The organism is [Clostridium] cellulosi (assembly GCF_036762875.1).
Lineage (GTDB): Bacteria > Bacillota > Clostridia > Oscillospirales > Ethanoligenentaceae > Ruminiclostridium_D > Ruminiclostridium_D cellulosi.
This window is the reverse complement of record NZ_JBAIZF010000016.1, coordinates 21,704-39,718: the sequence shown is the minus strand read 5'-3', so window position 1 is coordinate 39,718 and position 18,015 is coordinate 21,704. Positions and strand designations below refer to the sequence as shown.

General features: G+C 44.6%; 15 protein-coding genes and 1 pseudogene. 8 read left to right on the top strand and 8 right to left on the bottom strand.

What is annotated here, in order from left to right:
• Positions 1-1,464 carry a MocR-like pyridoxine biosynthesis transcription factor PdxR gene (gene pdxR, locus V6C21_RS04220; protein WP_479268415.1) on the bottom strand — a complete coding sequence of 488 codons (1,464 nt, stop codon included), beginning with the start codon at positions 1,462-1,464 and terminating at the stop codon, positions 1-3.
• A gap of 91 nt (positions 1,465-1,555) precedes the next feature.
• Here pdxR and pdxS point away from each other — a divergent pair, with 91 nt between their 5' ends.
• The 3 genes from pdxS to V6C21_RS04205 all read left to right on the top strand — a co-directional run bounded on the left by pdxS (position 1,556) and on the right by V6C21_RS04205 (position 6,312).
• Positions 1,556-2,434: a pyridoxal 5'-phosphate synthase lyase subunit PdxS gene (pdxS, locus tag V6C21_RS04215; protein WP_034837231.1), complete on the top strand. Its 879-nt coding sequence runs from the start codon at positions 1,556-1,558 to the stop codon at positions 2,432-2,434.
• A gap of 1 nt (position 2,435) precedes the next feature.
• Positions 2,436-3,005: a pyridoxal 5'-phosphate synthase glutaminase subunit PdxT gene (gene pdxT, locus V6C21_RS04210; RefSeq protein ID WP_479268414.1), complete on the top strand. Its 570-nt coding sequence runs from the start codon at positions 2,436-2,438 to the stop codon at positions 3,003-3,005.
• Positions 3,006-3,354: 349 nt separating this feature from the next.
• On the top strand, positions 3,355-6,312 hold the full coding sequence (locus V6C21_RS04205) for a GH36-type glycosyl hydrolase domain-containing protein (RefSeq protein ID WP_052659865.1): 2,958 nt from the start codon (positions 3,355-3,357) through the stop codon (positions 6,310-6,312).
• 146 nt (positions 6,313-6,458) lie between these two features.
• Here V6C21_RS04205 and nspC read toward each other — a convergent pair whose 3' ends face one another.
• The 4 genes from nspC to V6C21_RS04185 are packed head-to-tail and all read right to left on the bottom strand — an operon-like array spanning position 6,459 to position 11,127.
• On the bottom strand, positions 6,459-7,586 hold the full coding sequence (nspC, locus tag V6C21_RS04200; protein WP_479268413.1) for a carboxynorspermidine decarboxylase: 1,128 nt from the start codon (positions 7,584-7,586) through the stop codon (positions 6,459-6,461).
• Positions 7,586-8,785, bottom strand: a complete 1,200-nt coding sequence (locus tag V6C21_RS04195; RefSeq protein ID WP_034837215.1) for a saccharopine dehydrogenase family protein — start codon at positions 8,783-8,785, stop codon at positions 7,586-7,588. Before V6C21_RS04195 ends, nspC begins: the two co-directional genes overlap by 1 nt.
• A gap of 32 nt (positions 8,786-8,817) precedes the next feature.
• A complete protein-coding gene (gene speE / locus V6C21_RS04190) occupies positions 8,818-9,669 on the bottom strand; it encodes a polyamine aminopropyltransferase (protein ID WP_034837213.1) in 852 nt (283 codons plus the stop codon).
• 3 nt (positions 9,670-9,672) lie between these two features.
• Complete coding sequence (locus V6C21_RS04185; protein WP_034837210.1) at positions 9,673-11,127, bottom strand: aminotransferase class I/II-fold pyridoxal phosphate-dependent enzyme; 1,455 nt, start codon at positions 11,125-11,127, stop codon at positions 9,673-9,675.
• 613 nt (positions 11,128-11,740) lie between these two features.
• On the opposite strand from V6C21_RS04185, the gene V6C21_RS04180 reads away from it, so the two are divergent.
• Together V6C21_RS04180 and V6C21_RS04175 are read left to right on the top strand one after the other, a co-directional pair.
• A complete protein-coding gene (locus tag V6C21_RS04180; RefSeq protein WP_045085565.1) occupies positions 11,741-12,190 on the top strand; it encodes a hypothetical protein in 450 nt (149 codons plus the stop codon).
• Positions 12,191-12,342: 152 nt separating this feature from the next.
• Complete coding sequence (locus tag V6C21_RS04175) at positions 12,343-12,723, top strand: hypothetical protein (protein WP_045085566.1); 381 nt, start codon at positions 12,343-12,345, stop codon at positions 12,721-12,723.
• A gap of 128 nt (positions 12,724-12,851) precedes the next feature.
• Here the strand turns inward: V6C21_RS04175 and V6C21_RS04170 are convergent.
• Positions 12,852-13,289 (bottom strand): annotated as a pseudogene (locus tag V6C21_RS04170) (cupin domain-containing protein); the annotation flags it as partial.
• Positions 13,290-14,104: 815 nt separating this feature from the next.
• On the opposite strand from V6C21_RS04170, the gene V6C21_RS04165 reads away from it, so the two are divergent.
• The gene (locus tag V6C21_RS04165; protein WP_479268412.1) at positions 14,105-14,752 is read left to right on the top strand and encodes a starch-binding protein; all 648 of its coding nucleotides are present in this window, start codon (positions 14,105-14,107) and stop codon (positions 14,750-14,752) included.
• A gap of 72 nt (positions 14,753-14,824) precedes the next feature.
• Here the strand turns inward: V6C21_RS04165 and V6C21_RS04160 are convergent, their stop codons facing one another.
• Both V6C21_RS04160 and V6C21_RS04155 read right to left on the bottom strand, forming a co-directional pair.
• Complete coding sequence (locus V6C21_RS04160; RefSeq protein ID WP_479268411.1) at positions 14,825-15,526, bottom strand: hypothetical protein; 702 nt, start codon at positions 15,524-15,526, stop codon at positions 14,825-14,827.
• Complete coding sequence (locus V6C21_RS04155) at positions 15,523-15,741, bottom strand: LacI family DNA-binding transcriptional regulator (RefSeq protein ID WP_479268410.1); 219 nt, start codon at positions 15,739-15,741, stop codon at positions 15,523-15,525. The genes V6C21_RS04160 and V6C21_RS04155 overlap by 4 nt, the downstream gene beginning before the upstream one ends.
• Positions 15,742-15,840: 99 nt before the next feature.
• Between V6C21_RS04155 and V6C21_RS04150 the strand changes: the two genes are divergently transcribed.
• Both V6C21_RS04150 and V6C21_RS04145 read left to right on the top strand, forming a co-directional pair.
• Positions 15,841-17,172, top strand: a complete 1,332-nt coding sequence (locus V6C21_RS04150) for a carbohydrate ABC transporter permease (protein ID WP_034837194.1) — start codon at positions 15,841-15,843, stop codon at positions 17,170-17,172.
• Positions 17,173-17,175: 3 nt separating this feature from the next.
• Entirely contained in the window at positions 17,176-18,000 is an 825-nt protein-coding gene (locus V6C21_RS04145) for a sugar ABC transporter permease (RefSeq protein WP_034837192.1), read from the top strand.
• The last annotated feature ends 15 nt before the right edge of the window (positions 18,001-18,015 follow it).

Genomic DNA, 18,015 nt, shown 5'->3' with positions numbered 1-18,015 from the left:
TTAAATAAAAATTGTATGGGTCGATGTTTCATTGACGGCGGATTTGATACATTCCCCCACTATTTTAAGCCCGTCCGTCAGGCGCTCACTTGAAGCAAAGCTCAGGCGGAGATGGTGCTGATATCCTGCGGCAGGGGTGAGGTAGAAAGAGCTGCCGGGCGCTACAATTACCTTTCTCTGCTTGCATTTATAATAGATGTCCATATCGGTCACGTTCGAGGGCAGATTGAGCCAAACGCCAAAGCCGCCTTTTACCTCGGCATGGCCGATTCCATACCGTTTAAATGAATTGACCGCCCGAAGGGTTATCTCAAGGCGTTTGCGATAATATCCCACAAGGCCCTCTATGTTCTTATTCCAAAAGCCGTTTTTGAAATAAACGGCAAGAGCACGCTGAATAAAACCTGAACCTGATAAGTCTGTAGCATATTTTGCCTTTGCCATATTTTCAAAGAGTTTTTTGGGGGTTATGATAAATCCCGTCCTGATACCCGGCATCATCAGCTTTGAAAAGCTCTTTACATAGATAACCCTGCCGCAGGTATCTTCCTTCTTGAGTGGAAAAAGCCTTTCCCCGACCAAGTTCAAATCACTGAAAAGGTCATCTTCAACGATATAAAAATCATATTTTTCGGCAAGCTCAATCAGGCGGCGCCTTTTTTCCGCCGAAAGGCACACGCCGGTCGGAGTCTGATAAACCGGCATGATATAAAGGAACTTCGGTCTGCAGTTTTTTGCATAATATTCGGTGATATTAAGGTCAATTCCGTCATGTTCGACCGGAATACCAAGCATCTTTGCGCCATGGATGGTAAAAACGGACCTGATTCCTGTATATGACGGCAGTTCCGCCATAACCGTGTCTCCATGCTTTATAAGCGCCTTTGAAATAACGTCCAGTGCCTGCTGCGCGCCGGACGTTACAAGTATTTCGTCGGCGGAACAGTCTATGCTATAATGACTTTTCGAAAACTCACTGAGAATTTCCCGCAAAGGGCGGTAACCCTCACTTTCTTGATAAGAAAAAGCATATCCTCCGTCTGTGTCGAGAACCTCGTTCACAGCCTTTTTAAAATCAGAGACCGGAAAAACGCCGGCGCTTGGCGAATTACCTGCGAGATTTATCATATCGCCGGAAACAATAAGACGTCCGCTTTCAAATTCTTCCCGCAAAAAAAGCTCGCTCGCTTCTTCGTCGCTCTGTGCCGTCTGGGCGGGCGATGGCATACAATAAGTGCCGCTCCCCGGCTTTGTGTAGACAAGCCCATCCTCCTCCAGACTTTTGTATGCGGCAACAACAGTGGATATATTTACGCCGAGATTTTTGGCAAGATGCCTTACTGCAGGAAGCCTGCTGCCTCCTTTTATCGTCTGATCCTCTATTTTCTTTTTGATGCCGCGCGCTATGGATTTATACAAAGGTTTCGCATTCTTATCAAATTGTATCGATACAATTTCATTCATAATATCACCAAACTGCTTGAAATTGCCTTTTATGGTTAACTATAATGATACCATAGCATTAATTGTAACGCAACAGTTTGGAGGAATAATTATGAGTGACAGATATGAGCTCAACAAGAATCTTGCCCAAATGCTAAAGGGCGGCGTCATTATGGACGTTACAAACCCGAAAGAGGCGGAAATCGCGCAGGAAGCCGGTGCTGTTGCCGTTATGGCCCTTGAACGCGTTCCGGCGGATATCAGAAAACATGGCGGCGTGGCAAGAATGTCCGACCCGAAAATGATTAAGGAAATCAAAAATGCGGTTACCATTCCCGTAATGGCAAAGTGCAGAATCGGGCATTTTGTCGAGGCGCAAATACTCGAGTCCATCGGTGTCGACTATATTGATGAAAGCGAGGTCCTGACACCCGCGGATGACTGCTTCCACATCGACAAGCACGCTTTCAAAACCCCGTTTGTTTGCGGCGCACGCAACCTCGGCGAAGCATTGAGAAGAATCGGCGAAGGCGCTTCCATGATACGCACAAAGGGCGAGGCAGGAACAGGCAATGTCGTTGAGGCCGTCCGCCATATGCGCACAATCATGGCCGATATCCGCAGGATTTCAAGCCTCCCTGCCGAAGAGCTTATGACAGTTGCAAAAGAACTCGGTGCGCCTTACGAACTTGTCGCTGAAGTCGCAAAAACCGGGAAACTACCGGTTGTCAATTTCTCTGCGGGCGGCATTGCAACCCCGGCAGACGCCGCACTGATGATGCAGCTCGGCAGCGATGGCATATTCGTCGGCTCCGGCATTTTCAAATCTTCCAACCCAAAAAAGAGGGCCCGTGCTATTGTCAAGGCAACTGCATATTACGATAAGCCCGATATCATTGCGGAAGTTTCAGAGGACCTCGGTGAAGCAATGCCCGGAATTGACCTTTCTGCTTTAGATGAAAGCGACCGCCTTGCAAACAGGGGCTGGTAACATGAAAACAATAGGGGTACTTGCCCTGCAGGGCTCTTTCAGAGAACATCTTAAAATGCTGGGCAAACTCAGTGATATAAAGCCCATTCCGGTACGGACTTTGAGCGAACTCAATGAAGCGGACGGACTTATTATCCCCGGCGGGGAAAGCACTACTATAGGAAAACTGCTCAGGGATTTTGAGTTGCTCGAGCCGCTCAGGGAAAAAATTAATAACGGTCTGCCTGTCTGGGGCACATGCGCCGGTATGATACTGCTTGCTGACAGCATTGCGGGCGGAGAACCGGCACATCTCAAAGTAATGGACATAACAGTCAGGCGAAACGCCTATGGCTGCCAGCTTGACAGTTTTTCCACAAAGATTATTGTAAGCGAGGTTTCAAAAGAACCTATCAAGGCAGTATTTATCCGCGCGCCGTGGATAGAACAGGCCGGAAAAAGCGTTAATGTGATGGCCTCTCTCGACGGCAAAATTGTCGCAGCAAGACAAAATAACATCATTGCAACGTCCTTTCACCCAGAACTGACAGATGACTTGAGTTTTCACCGTTATTTTGTAAGCCTTATATAATTCTAAAACAGGGCCGTAAAATACGGCCCTGCTGTTTTTTAGGCGTTACTGAGCTTAAACGGATAAACCATTGATAATTTTTATAAAACAGCGTTATGTTGCAAGTCAGGTATATTTATAATATGAAATAAAATACATAATTGGTAATTTAATGTTTATATTATATAATTTTATATCTTAAATCATAAATATTGACAATCAAATTGGCATATGCGATAATCAAGCTAATAGTTATTTTTGCCGTAAATTCACAAAATACATTACGAAATTAAATTTCAGACACTTTCAAATAAACCATCCGCAAATTCATCAAAATGTTTCGGCATAAAATTTATGGGAGGTTCATGATTTGATAACTAAAGTTACACCCAGAAGCTGCAAATTGACACCTTTTGAAATTTTAAAACAAAAATTCGGCAGCATTATTGCGATGTCAGGCTGCGCCGACGCAATTTACAGTGATTCATCATGCAAGAATGTGATTGGCATAACGGGACTGCCGATTAAGGCTCCGGTTATCCAGGTGCTGCTTGAAAACAGTAAGTTGGCCGCGTTTTTAAATGAATATGTCCAAAATAAATCGGTTTGCCTGGCATTAGAGGGAATGCGTTATTGCCTTGTCTTTGAGGACGGGCAAAAAGTGAAGCTGCCCCAAGAATTAGACGACATTATCCAGTCAACTGTCAGCGACGTCAAAAATTGGGCCGGTACATTGACTGAAAACGGAGAGCATGTCATCGACCTTAAAAAGCCCTCTCCCGGGCCGCATTTTTATGTCAATCTCTTGATTGGAAACAGGCTCGGTTTCAACAGAACTTTGCAGACAACGCCAAAGAGCGTAGTCGACCGGTTCGGCAGAGGTTCATTCAGGTCGCACGCTGCAACACAGGTGCTTGCAACAAGATATGATATGCGCCAAGAGGAAAACGGCTTCCCGGCAAACAGGCAATTTTATTTATATGAAAACGGCAAGCAGATTTTCTATTCCGGGTCCGTTGACGACGACAATATCCTCGAAGCAAAGTGCATCCATTCCTGCAACAGAACGGTTATAAAATATAAAACGGCATGCAAACTCGAAATCACCAGAACAATTTTCCTCTGCCCTCAAAAGAAAGGGCTGCCCCTTGCAACTGAAATACAGATAATCAACATAAAGAATAATTCCGAACGGAAAAGGAACTTGAGCATTACATATACCGGCATGTTCGGAACAGCCGCGACACACGCGATTTTTGAAGACGTCACCTATACCAATGTTATTATGCAAAGCGCCGCCCTTTATAATGACAACGGGGAATTTATTGGCATTACGCCCGACTATTACCGCAAAAAGTATAATGAAGATACGCGCTTTGTGACAATGTTTGTCCGTAAGGATGGTAAGCGTATATTCCCGAAGAGCTTCTGCACAGATTACAATGATTTTGTCGGCAACGGGACATTGGAACATCCGGCGGGCGGCGAGCATTTAAACAATAAGCTGAACCGCAAAGGCCCGGGTTTCTTCGCGTTGGGAACGCCTTTCACCATTATGCCCGGACAAGACATCGAGATAGACACGTTTACTGGAATGTCTTCAAGCAAAGACAACCCTAACTACGACGACACAACGATGCCGAAGGAGCTTGAAGCCCTGCTCCGCTATTTTGAAGCCAGTGACTCCGTGCAGTCGGCACTGCGAGAAGTTATTGATTTTCAGGAAAAATACTGCAAATACATCGAATTCAAAACTGAAGACAAGATGTTTAATGCCGGATTTAATAAAAATCTGGCGTTCCAGATACTTTACCAGACCTTTATGTCGCGCTCATTCTGCCAGACCCAGAAAGGCTACCGCGAGATTGGTTTCAGGGAGATACAGGACCTTTACGCGTCCATGTACTACTTTATCAATCTCGGCTATCAGGATTTTGTGAAGAACCTGCTGTTCGAGTGGACATCAAACGTCTACAAGATGGGATACGCGAACCATAATTTCTACTGGGTCGGCAAACAGCCGGGACTCTATTCTGACGACAGCCTGTGGTTATTGCAGGCTTATTACCGCTATATTATCTATACTAAGGACACATCAATCTTGAACGAAGAAGTGCCGGTCGCTGACGGCAACAACGAAAAGAGGGCTGTCCGCGATACTCTTAAGGCGATAATCCAGTATTCCGCCTTTATATCTGTCGGAAACCATGGTCTCCCGCTCCTTGACTTAGCGGACTGGAACGATTGCCTGAAGATAGACAATGACTATGTCGACGGCGCACAAAAGGAAAAGCTTTATTACAAGCAACTAAAAGAAACCGGCGGCAAATACGGTGACCGCTTTATGAGTGATTACTCCGAGAGCGTTATGAATGCGTTTCTTCTGAAAGTCGCCGTAGACGATCTTGCCGAAATAGCGGAACTTGACAAAGACGCCGAACTTGAGCAGAGCATGAGGAAAATCTCCAGCGCCCTTTCAGAAAAAATCCAAAAATATGCTTGGAAAGGCAATTTCTTCGCGCGCGTGCTGCTTAACCGCTATAAAGACGGCTCTTTCACTTACATCGGCGCAAAAGGCGATAAACTTTCGGCCGACCCGAATATCGACGGCACATACTTCCTCAACAGTTTTTCCTGGGCAATACTGTCCGGAGTCGCAACCGACGAGCAGATAGGCATTATGGTCGATACGCTTAAAAAGTATATGCTGACCCCCTACGGAATCCGCCTTACAACCCCTGCTGACTTAAACAAGCTTGCAAATGATACGGCAACTGACCACTATTTCTATGGCGACAGAGAAAACGGAGCCGTTTTCAAACACGCCTCGATGATGGCGACTGCTGCGCTTGCAAAAGCGGCTAAAAGCGTTAAGGACAAGGCGCTTGCCAAGGAAATGGCAAGGTTAGCCTACTATATGATTGACCTCGTCTTGCCTTACAAAAACCTTGAAGACCCGTTTAAACTCGCTGGAAACCCCAGAATATGCACTCAGTATATCAACGCTGATTCCGGTGAGAATATCGGGCCTCTGCTCAGCGGAACCGCAACGTGGCTCAACCTTACAATCACTTCGCTGGCAGGCATTGAATATGTAAAAGACGGCATTATGTTCAGCCCCGTTTTGCGCGAGGATGAAACACGCCTTGAGTATTCTCTGAAAGCGCCTGGCTGCTCTTACAACATAACTATCACTAAGCCCCGCGGTTTTGCAAGGCTCATTGATTCTGCCTACGACTTACGTATTGACGGCAAGAAAACAGACAATTGCATAATTCCTATGTTCACTGACGGCAAAGAGCACTCTGTAACCCTTGAATTCAAATAAACATCGCGAATATTTTATAGCAGCTCCCCGTTTTCGGACTGAAAGTCCGGAAACGGGGAATTTATTAATTGTGAGGGATTTAAATTAAATTGAAAAAGCCTTATGCGTCATTTTGCGCATAAGGCTTTTTATATATAGGCAAATTATTATGACAATCTTGTTTTAAAATCATCGTAGCCAAAGCTGCGGATTATTTTGCAGTCTCCGTTCTTATCCCTCAGAGCTATGGACGGGAGGCGCATGCCGTTGAAGGTGTTGTTCTTCACCATCGAATATATAGCCATGTCGCCGAAAGTGAGCCTGTCCCCTACTTTGAGCGGTTCATCAAACGAGTAATCTCCGATGATGTCCCCCGCAAGGCAGGTAGGCCCGCCCAAACGGTAGGTGTACTTTTTCTCATGGGGCTCACCCGAATTTAGGAGGGGAGGACGATATGGCATTTCGAGTACATCGGGCATATGGCATGCAGCGGAGGTGTCGAGGATGGCAATATCTATGCCGTTTTTGAGCGTATCGAGGACTGTGGTTATCAAGAAACCGGCGTTGAGCGCAATAGCCTCACCGGGTTCGAGATAGACTGTGACGCCGTATTTGTCCTGTATCCTCTTGATACAATCTTCAAGCGCTTCAATATGATATCCCGGCCTTGTAATGTGATGACCGCCGCCGAAATTGAGCCATTCCATTTGCGAAAGCCACGGGCCGAACTTTTCTTCCACTACCTCTACGGTACTTATCAGCGCGTCAGAGTCTTGCTCGCAAAGTGTGTGGAAATGCAAGCCAGACACGCCGTCAAGAAGTTCTGGCTTAAAGTTAGATAGTGTTACCCCGAGTCGTGAACCGGGAGCACATGGGTCATAGATTGCATGCCCTTCCTGCGTTGAAAACTCGGGATTAATGCGCAGCCCGACACTCTTCCCAGCTTTAAGCACCTTGTCCTTAAATTTTTCAAGCTGGGAGAACGAGTTGAAGATTATATGGTCGCACAGCGATACTATCTCGTCAATTTCATCGTCACGGTAGGCCGGCGAAAAGATATGGTTTTCCTTCCCCATCTCTTCCCTGCCGAGCCTTGCCTCATATAAGCCGCTCGCGGCAGTACCGCTTAGATACTGCCCGATCAGCGGGTAAAGCGCATACATCGAAAACGCTTTTTGTGCGAGCAGAATACGGCAGCCCGTTCTGTCCATTACACCCCGCAGAATCTTAAGATTCTTTTCGATAAGCGCTTCATCGACAACATAGCACGGGGTTGGAAGTTCATCTATCCTCATCAGTCTACAAGCTCCGGATTAAAGCTTTCCTTCCACGGCAGCCCCCATTTGTTGAGCTCCTCCATAAACGGGTCGGGGTCAAACTCCTCAATGTTGTGGACGCCTGGTTTTTTCCACTTGCCCGTCATCAGCATCATTGTGCCTATCATTGCAGGTACGCCGGTCGTATAAGCGACGGCCTGGGAACCAGTTTCCTGATAGCATTTCTCGTGGTCGCATACGTTATAGAGGTAATAAGTCTTTTCTTTGCCGTCCTTCTTGCCGCGGAAAATGCAGCCTATATTGGTCTTGCCCTTTGTGCGCGGGCCAAGAGTGGCCGGGTCTGGCAGTACAGCCTTTAAGAACTGGAGCGGTACTATCTCCATGCCTTCATAATTTATAGGCTTTATTGAAGTCATACCCACATTTTGCAGGCAGCGGAGATGGTTGAGATAGCTTTCGCTGAAAGTCATGAAGAAACGAATGCGTTTTATGCCCGGTATATTGAGCGCCAAAGATTCGATTTCCTCGTGATGGAGCAGGTACATCTTTCTTTCTCCGATTTCCGGGAAGTTATAGGTGCGCTCGATCTCCAGCGGTTCAGTTTCTATCCACTCGCCGTTTTCCCAGTAGCTGCCGTTTGCTGTAACTTCACGAATGTTTATTTCAGGATTGAAGTTGGTAGCGAACGGATATCCATGATCCCCAGCGTTGCAGTCTAGGATATCAATATAATTTATCTCATCAAAATGGTGTTTGAGGGCATATGCGGAAAATACGCCGGTTACACCCGGGTCAAAGCCACTGCCAAGAAGAGCTGTTATGCCGGCCTTTTCAAAACGCTCACGATAAGCCCATTGCCATTTATACTCATACTTTGCGGTATCCTCTGGCTCATAATTCGCAGTATCAACATAATCGGTTTTTGTCGCAAGGCAGGCTTCCATGATAGAAAGATCCTGATATGGCAATGCGAGATTAAGCACTACATCAGGCTTTTCCTTATTTATCAGTGCAATCAGTGCGTCAACATCGTTTGCATCAATCTGTGCTGTCGTTATCTTTGTCTTTCCGCCGTCAAGCCAAGCCTTTACAGCGTCGCACTTTGATTTTGTACGGCTCGCAATGCAAATTTCATCAAATACTTCGCTATTCTGACAACATTTAAAAATGGCAACTCTGGCTACTCCTCCGCAGCCGATTATCAGTACTTTTCCCATCCTTATTACTCCTTTTTACAATTCCCCAATTTTCATTCAACAGCCTTCAAAATATCTTCCACATAGGTAGGCAGGGCAAATGCCCCAACATGAAGCTTCGTATTATAATATTTCGTCGGAATACACAATACATTCCATGCAGCAGAATTAAAATCGCGTATTGGATGATATTTTTTCGAGGCAAAACCAAACAGCCAATGCCCTGACGCATAGGTAGGTATATGGGCCTGATATACACGGCTGATAGGGAAACTCTGCGCTATGCGCTTATGAGCGCGCTGCATTGCCTCTGCGTCATTTTCATAGAACGGGCTTTCATGCTGATTTACCATGATTCCGTCCTCTTTGAGCGCTTTATAGCAGTTGCCGTAAAACTCTTTAGTGAACAAATCCTCGCCAGGACCGAACGGGTCGGTTGAATCAACGAGTATGAGGTCATATTCGTTCTCATGCCGGCGCGTATATTTCAGTCCGTCCTCATAATGGATATGAACCCTCGGGTCATCTAAGCGGCACGCTGTTTGAGGCAGGTACTTTTTGCATACCTTGACCACAAGCTCATCTATTTCAATAAGGTCTATATGCTCGATTGTATTGTATTTAACAAGTTCCCGGACAGCACCGCCGTCTCCACCGCCTATGACCAAGACGCGGCGGACACAAGGATGAACAGCCATCGGAACATGGGTTATCATTTCATGATAAATAAATTCATCCTTTTCGGTCAGCATAATGTACCCGTCAAGCGTCAGTATCCTGCCGAATTCTTTTGAATCGAACACGTCGATTCGCTGAAAGTCGCTCTGTCCGCAATAGAGCTGACGGTCAACATTGATAGAAAATTTTACATATGGTGTATGTCGTTCTGTAAACCAAAGTTCCATTCTTCAGACTCCTTTCAGCACATTTAGACGTTTTATTTCAATGTCTTCGGGGCCTGTTAAAGAACAGCCCTTTTCTTTTGCATATTTAATATAACGGAGAATATCTTTAGTAACCCGTTCACCGGGCGCCAATATCGGTATCCCCGGCGGGTAGCACATGACAAATTCACTGCATACACGGCCTTCTGTCTCATCTAAAGGAAGGGATTCCTTTTCCGCATAGAACGCATACTGCGGAGTAGTCACAACCTGCGGGCTGATATACTCCTGAGTAAGCATTCCGGCCTTATCCCTTTGATAAAGCCGTCTTATTTCAGACAGCGCTCCAACAAGCCGTTCAATGTCGCGTTTTCTGTCTCCCAGAGAAATGTAGGCCAATATGTTGCCTATATCGCCGAACTCTATCTGTATATCATACTCATCTCGCAGAATGTCGTAGACTTCAACACCGGCAAGGCCGACATCCAGAGTATGAATTGAGAGTTTTGTCACATCAAAATCAAAAACACTGTCTCCGTTAATAATCTCTTTGGAAAAGGCGTAAAATCCGCCGATTGCATTGATTTCGTCACGCGCGTATTGGGCAAGCTCAGACACATGCTCAAATATCTCTTCACCGCGCAGCGCAAGGTTGCGCCGGGATATATCAAGGCTTGACAAAAGCAGATACGAGCCGCTTGTCGTTTGGGTTAGATTTATTATCTGCCGCACATAGCCTTCATTCATCGCGGAACCGATTAACAGCAAAGAACTTTGCGTCAGGCTGCCGCCGGATTTATGCATACTTACAGCCGCCATATCCGCTTCCGCATCCATCGCTGTTATGGGCATATTTTTTCCAAAATAAAAATGCGTACCATGTGCCTCATCGACAAGCACAAGCATACCGTGTGCATGAGCCAGCTTTACGATTGAACGCAAATCGGAACAGACACCGTAATAGGTGGGATTATTCACAAAGACCGCTACGGCGTCAGGGTTCTCAGTTATCGCCTTTTCAACCTGCTTTAATGACATTCCGAGCGAAATGCCGAGGTCAATGTTCACATCCGGGTTGACGTAAACCGGTTCAGCCCCGCAAAGTACAAGAGCATTGATAACACTACGGTGCACATTCCGCGGCATTATAATCTTATCGCCCTTTTTGCAGGCGGAAAGTACCATTGCCTGAACAGCGGATGTAGTGCCGTTTACCATAAAAAATGCATGCGCTGCGTGAAAAGCCTCAGCAGCAAGCTCTTCCGCTTCCTTTATTACTGAAACTGGATGCACCAGATTATCGAGCGGTTTCATTGAATTGACATCAACCGAGACGCACTTTTCGCCCAAAAACTCTGTCAGTTCCGGATTTCCTCTCCCGTGCTTATGTCCCGGTACATCAAAAGGCACTACTCGCATCTGTTTAAAACGCTGCAAAGCGTCATATATAGGCATACGGTCTTGTGAAAGCCGTTTCATGCACCCTTCCCCCAAGTTATTATTTTGCTAAATACATTCGGAATTCTTCTAAGACTATTATTTGGATATTTACCAAAGTAAAAACGCAAGTGCAAAGCGGCAACCGCTCAATCACTTGCGTTTCCGATACATGGGCAATTTTGTTTATCATAAAGCGCGCTCTGATTCAGGGACACTTTAATATTCAAAATGCGGGACTTTCAGAGTCTATATAGCAAAAACTTACTTTTACCACTCTTATTGACCGTTTCACAAGTTGAGTGTGCGATTTTGCACTGGTTTTAAGTAACCAACTTATAAAATTTGAGCTTTAACTCAATCAATAAGGCAACGAAAGTTGCCAATCGGCATTTGACCCGGCTGTCCGTATGGCCTTTCCTTTCAATAAAGAAAGTGGTCAAAAAATCTTTGCATAGTAAGGCTCTTACTTACCGTCAGTTTTGAAAAAACTCGTATTATAAGACTTACAGCTTTCATTATATTTAGCTATTCCCCAAAAGTCAAGGATTTTTTTATATTCTATATTTTCTTCATATTTTGCATAATTATTGAGGGGAAAAAGTATAAAAAGCTCGCAAGTTTTATACAATTTTTTATTACGGAGGGAAGCAACGTGAATACCTGCAGCGTCATTTTGATTACCACCGCATCGTTTATTATCGCGTTTATCGGAGGAATACTTTTCAGCAGAAGCTTTGAGAATAAAACTATAAACGCAAAAAGTCTCAAAAGAGTAAGTTCGGGACTTACGTTCGCCCAGGCCCTTTCAATGGCAATAAAGCCGTTTTTGCCCGGTTATGCAGACAATGTAATCGACATTGTCCTCAAATTTGCAGAAGAAGCTGTAAAACGCGCGGAAAAGTCATACAAGGCTGCCATCGAAACCAATCCCGGCGCCGACGACCACCGAAGGTCAGAAGCTCAAAAGCTGATCATAGACAGCCTTGCCATGAACGGTATCAGCATAACGCCCGATGTACAAAAGCTCATTGACGCTGTAATCCCGCTTATTGTACGCTCCCTTCCCCCGACCCACTGCAGGACCGGCTCGGAAAAACGGTAAAATATTCGCTCACGAAATATACACTTTTTTGTTAATTGAAAGGCACAACGCATATCTTAATTAAGGACAAATTGTAGGGCGTGTACATAGTATGTATTAGTGATAAAAAAATCCGGGTAACAATTATATCTTACATCTTGGAGTGGTTAGCAATGAATAACGAATCATACAACTGCAATTTTGTCGAGCACTTAAGCCAATTTATCGGTGAAACAGTCACTATCTACACCACCAGCGGCGGCTTATCAGGACAAGGCGTCACCGGTGTTGTCCTCGGTGTAAATGACTGCTTTGTAAGGCTTATAACTGCCATTGGTCCTGCACCGACCAATACCCTTCTGGGCGCAAATACATATTCCAGCAGAGGGTGCCGCAGACGCTGCAGAAGAAGCAGAGGGTTCTCCAGTGTCTCTGGAAGCAGCTGCTTCAACGATTTCAGCGGTTTAGGTGGGTTCGGCAATTGCTGCAGAACCGGTGCTGTAACCGATATTCCGATTGACAGGATAGCGCAGTTTGTCCACAGCGCAGTATAACGCATTAATACCCCACCCGATGTAGGGGTATTAGTATTTGCCACAAGTATCGTCAAAAAGCAAATACCGCCGCCTGTTCATTCAGGCGGCGGTATTATGTTTTGTGCGCTCTCGTGCTTAAAAGTATATTAGTGGTTTTGTTCTGCGGCCATCGCGTCTGCCTTGGTCACATGCACTGTACCGAAAGGATGCTGCGGCGGCGCATAAATTGAATAAAGTTTCAGCGGTTCGTTGCCGGTATTGATTACGTTATGCCATATACCCGCAGGCACGATAATAGCGTCATCCTCCGCAATTTCTGCCTGCATATTCATATCATCGCGCCGATAGCCCATTTTGACAAGCCCCCGGCCTTTCTCAACTCGCAGAAACTGGTCAAGGTTCGGGTGATTCTCAATGCCGATATCTTCACCAACATTGATGCTCATAAGTGTTACCTGAAGATGACTTCCTGTCCATATTGCTGTGCGAAATGTATTATTTTGCTCCGCTGCCTTTTCTATATTGAGCACTAAAGGCCGCGGGCCATAGTCTTTAAGCACATATGTAATATCATTTGAATTGCTCACCTTTATCAACTCCTTTCTATCCGCTTATAGCATAATATGCTGCGCGCTTTCAAAATGTAAATGCGGAGAAAAAGTGAGAGAACACTATTCAAAGATAGCAACCAAATAAATCTAAATGGAGAATAACCCGTAGTAACTCAAATTTTAATACCGGCCTAAAAAATTTTTTTGATTTGTTGTTAAATTTTTTTAAAGTACTTAACAAAATTCACTCATGTGCCATCAGCCTGCATGATATCTAAGTTAACGATTAATTCGATAACTTAACAAAGTTTAAGTTAAGTTTAATTTTTTGTTTACTATGCACATTTTAACGCTGCTTTTTATAATATTTTTTATACATTTCGCTTGACAAGGGTAATTGCGTGTGCTATATTTGTTGCTGTAAAGTGGCAGCAGCCTATGGAAGAAGTGGCAATTCATGAACATGAATTTTACAAATCATGGTGCCTCACTTTACGCAAAACGGCTGATAACTTTGGTTGTTTCGTATATTAACTCGCCTTTCCATCAATGAATATTAAAGAAATATCTTTTTGTAGAAGTTCTCGTTCACGTGAGGAATTCAACTTAAGCACGGAAACCAAATACCATATTCTGCACTTTATTTCAGTTTTTACTTGCAGGCCATTCGCTCTGATAGAAAATTTTAGAATGTATGGATTACATAGCCTTGAATAGCTTGATCGCAGCCCGCCCGAATCCTCCATTTTAGCCGCCTGTTATTTCCGCCAAAAACGCCAATGGATCCTGTCGGTCCGCCTGGCTTTTTGGAAATATAATAACAATCATTTCATGAAAGGAGATTGGAAATGATAAGTTTCAAAAAATTAATCGCGGGTATCATTTCATTTGCTGTTATGCTGACTTCAGCGATAGCGATTGCCTTACCTGCATCAGCTGCAAGCAAAACAGTAACAATTTATTTTAAGAATACGCAGAACTGGAATACAGTTTATGCGTATATTTGGGCGGGTTCTGGTCCTGTAAAGGGCACACCGGCATGGCCTGGCCAAAAGATGACCAAAGTTTCCGGTACTGACGACTGGTACGAAATCAAATACACTGGCGGTACCGCTTTCAATGTCATCTTTAATGATAACGCCCAGCCAAAGCCGAACCAGACATCTGACCATACTCCAAAGGATCTCTCTCCAAACAAATCTGCTTACTGGTTCGTACCATCCGGCAAGACTGAAACAGACTCCAATGGTCTGACGCCTGCAGGTACTTCAGTTACCGTATATTCTGATCCGCAGGCAGGTTTCCCGACTCCTTCAACAGAAAGCACGACATCTAAGAGCGAATCCTCTTCTAAATCTTCATCCAGCAGCTCAAATGTTTCATCCCCGAATACAGGCGACGCCAGCGAAAGCACACTGATTACTGCAGCAACCGCAGCTTTGATTGCACTCGCTGGAGTAGTTACAGTTTTAGTACGTAAAAAAGCAAGAGAGTAATTTACAGCAACGGGTATAAAAAAACCGGGGGGCACAGCAAAAATGCTGTACCCCCGTCTTTTAGAATATGTATTACAGTTGCTCACTGTCCAGCAGAATACGGTTTGAGCTGCCGGCCTGATAATCCAAAAGTAGCATTTCCTGCAAAATCTCCGCGGCGACAACAGCCTTGGTTTTGTTCGGAACATGCAGTATTTGGGAACCAGGAGAAAAGATATGAGAATTCCCAAGTCCGGCACAGATCACAAGGTCCTGGCAAGGAAAAAGCTTTTGAGCCTGTATTCCAAGCATATCACCTATGACAATTCCCTTTTGCCCTTCATGTTGTCGCAGAAATTCGGGAAGGTCGGTAGAAGAAGTGTTGATAAATATATCATTTGAGGAAAAATACTGCAAAAAATGTTCCATGAGATTTTGGCTGCAGAAATCTTCTGTCAGCAAAAATGGATGTTCGGTTTTCAATAGCCTTTTTGCCTGCGCGATGAGAGAATCGTAATTTGGACGAATCTCGCAGAAAAGCGGGTCTATTATCATACAGTCCAAAAACAAAATCGGTACATAACACCCCGTCGTAATTTTCCGAAACATGCGGTTGTCAGTATCGATCATAACAACAGCATCCAGACTGTGCTTTTTTACAACACCCATATCCTGCGGTAGATTCTTAGTCGTAATAAGAATGGTTTCATATCCCCTGGCTCGCAGCTGATTGCTCAGCTCTGCGGCAAGGTCATAATAAAGTATTTTTTTCCCTATTGTGTTTGTTTCTTTCAAATTGATAATAACACCGATGAGTCCGGTTTTAGTTTTTTTGCAGCGCGTACACAGTGAGGTTCATAGTGCAGCCGTGTTGCTGCCTCCAGAACTTTCAGCCGAGTTTCATGGCTGATTTTTTCCCTCTCAGAATGATTCAATACATAGGAGACTGTTGCAACGGAGACACCGCAGTCCTTTGCGATATCCCGCATGGTAATTTTACGATACTCCATATACAACTCTCTCTTTCCTGTGCTGCGATTTATTATATCACCAAAAAAATCAATTCGCAATTTTTATTTTTTGTGGGAAATACTTAGGGAGGCCGAAATATGAAGAAAAAAGTCTGTTCTGTCATCCTTTCCAGCATATTCTGGGGAAGCGGACAGTTCTTCATTTCGAAAAAGAAAATCCGGGGACTACTTTTCTTCGGAGCGCAAGTCTTGATGCTTGCAATCGAACTGCTTACCGGATACTGGTTTAACTGGTTTGCCGGCCAGATCGACTATTTTGACATTGGCATTTACGGCGGATATTTTACAAAAGGGCTTTGGGGACTGATTACGCTCGGGACAACACCCGGTGTTGGCGGAGATCACTCCACCTTGCTGCTTATCAACGGCATTATTACGCTGATGGTTCTGATGGCATTCGCCGGAGTTTATGTCTGGAATATTCACGATGCATACAAACTGGGTAAACAGTTGGATGAAAAAGGTATCGTTATTCTGCCGCCTGGAAATATTCAGCGGCGTAAAGCATTCCCGTACCTTGCTCTATTTCCGGTTGGCGTGATTATCGCGTTGATTGTCTTTATGCCGATTGTGTTTTCTGTATTGACTGCTTTTACGAATTATGACGCAAATCATATGCCGCCGGCACATCTGGTAAGATGGGTAGGCTTTCAGAATATCGTTAAGCTGTTTAGCGTGCCAATTTGGTCAAAGACCTTTTTCAGTGTGCTAATCTGGACAATCGTCTGGACAGTTTGTGCAACGTTTTCTACATATATTCTTGGGCTGTTTCAGGCCCTTTTGTTAAACAGCCGTTACGTGAAACACCGTAAAATTTTTCAGGCAATCTACATCCTGCCCTGGGCAATTCCCGGAATGATTTCGCTCCTTGTATTCCGCAACTTGCTGAATGGCCAGTTCGGGCCGCTCAATCAGTTCCTTATGGATATCCATCTAATTAAGCAACGTATTCCGTTCCTTACCGATCCGACTATCGCGAAAATTTCAGTTATTATGGTAAATCTGTGGCTGGGCTTCCCCCAGTTCATGGTTATGCTGCTCGGCATTATGTCTAACCAAGATACTAACCTTTACGAAGCAGCAGAAATAGACGGCGCAAATAAATTTCAGGTGTTTGCATACATTAAACTGCCTTTACTGACATTGGCAACAGCACCGCTGATCGTCATGAATTTGGCAGGAAACTTTAACGCATTCGGTTCCATCTACTTCCTCACAAACGGCGGGCCAACCAATCCGTCCTATCAATTTGCCGGAGATACTGATATCCTCATCTCTTGGATTTACAAGCTGACTCTGGATCAGCGCATGTACAGCATGGCGGCTGTTATGAATATTCTTATATTTATTTTCATTGCTGTTGTATCTGTGTGGAACTTCCGCCGAACCAATGCATTCAAGGAGATATAAAGTATGAAAAACAAGATTTACTCTTTTTTAGTGCATCTGGAACTGATTATTATGGCGATACTGGTGCTGGTGCCGATTATATGGATTGTGCTTTCGGCCTTTAATCCGGGCAACGGCCTTGCTACCAGCTCATTGATTCCGCAATCACTGACGCTGGATAACTTCCGAAGACTATTTGTAGAGACAAATTACGGCCTATGGTTTCTTAACTCTATGTCGATTGCCGTCTTGAATGCCATTCTCAGCGTTATCTTGATTTTAATTACGGCTTGGATTATGTCCCGCTTCAAATTTAAGGGAAAGAAAGCAAGCCTGATGACAATCCTATTGCTGTCTATGTTTCCAACCTTTTTGTCCATGGCGGCATTATATACGCTCTACCTGAACTTAGGCCTATTAGATAAACCGATTGCTTTAGTTATAATCTACGTCGCCGGTGCAATCCCGTACAACGTCTGGCTCGTAAAAGGCTATTTGGACGGCCTGCCGAAGGAAATAGATGAGGCAGCCTACATTGACGGCTGTTCTTACTTCACTACCTTCCGCAAAATTATCCTGCCGCTTTCTAAACCTATTATTACATATTGTGCTGTATCGCAGTTTATGATGCCGTGGATGGATTATATTATGCCGAACTTTCTACTCTCAAGCGACACGAGCAAAACATTGGCAGTCGGCTTGTACGGCTTAATTACAGGGCATGAAAACACGAATTTCACTATGTTTGCAGCCGGTTCTTTGATTATAGCTGTGCCGATTACGATTTTGTTTATTGTATTCCAGAAGAATTTGGCACAGGGCATTGCTGCCGGTGCCAACAAGGAATAAAGTCTATTCACTTAA

Bases quoted from the DNA above. Each gene is read 5' to 3' on its own strand.
- V6C21_RS04165 (WP_479268412.1), top strand. From the start codon at position 14,105: ATGATAAGTTTCAAAAAATTAATCGCGGGTATCATTTCATTTGCTGTT.
- speE (WP_034837213.1), bottom strand. From the start codon at position 9,669: ATGGAACTTTGGTTTACAGAACGACATACACCATATGTAAAATTTTCT.
- V6C21_RS04185 (WP_034837210.1), bottom strand. From the start codon at position 11,127: ATGAAACGGCTTTCACAAGACCGTATGCCTATATATGACGCTTTGCAG.
- pdxT (WP_479268414.1), top strand. From the start codon at position 2,436: ATGAAAACAATAGGGGTACTTGCCCTGCAGGGCTCTTTCAGAGAACAT.
- V6C21_RS04150 (WP_034837194.1), top strand. From the start codon at position 15,841: ATGAAGAAAAAAGTCTGTTCTGTCATCCTTTCCAGCATATTCTGGGGA.
- V6C21_RS04145 (WP_034837192.1), top strand. From the start codon at position 17,176: ATGAAAAACAAGATTTACTCTTTTTTAGTGCATCTGGAACTGATTATT.
- pdxR (WP_479268415.1), bottom strand. From the start codon at position 1,464: ATGAATGAAATTGTATCGATACAATTTGATAAGAATGCGAAACCTTTG.
- V6C21_RS04195 (WP_034837215.1), bottom strand. From the start codon at position 8,785: ATGGGAAAAGTACTGATAATCGGCTGCGGAGGAGTAGCCAGAGTTGCC.
- nspC (WP_479268413.1), bottom strand. From the start codon at position 7,586: ATGAGGATAGATGAACTTCCAACCCCGTGCTATGTTGTCGATGAAGCG.
- V6C21_RS04155 (WP_479268410.1), bottom strand. From the start codon at position 15,741: ATGGAGTATCGTAAAATTACCATGCGGGATATCGCAAAGGACTGCGGT.
- pdxS (WP_034837231.1), top strand. From the start codon at position 1,556: ATGAGTGACAGATATGAGCTCAACAAGAATCTTGCCCAAATGCTAAAG.
- V6C21_RS04175 (WP_045085566.1), top strand. From the start codon at position 12,343: ATGAATAACGAATCATACAACTGCAATTTTGTCGAGCACTTAAGCCAA.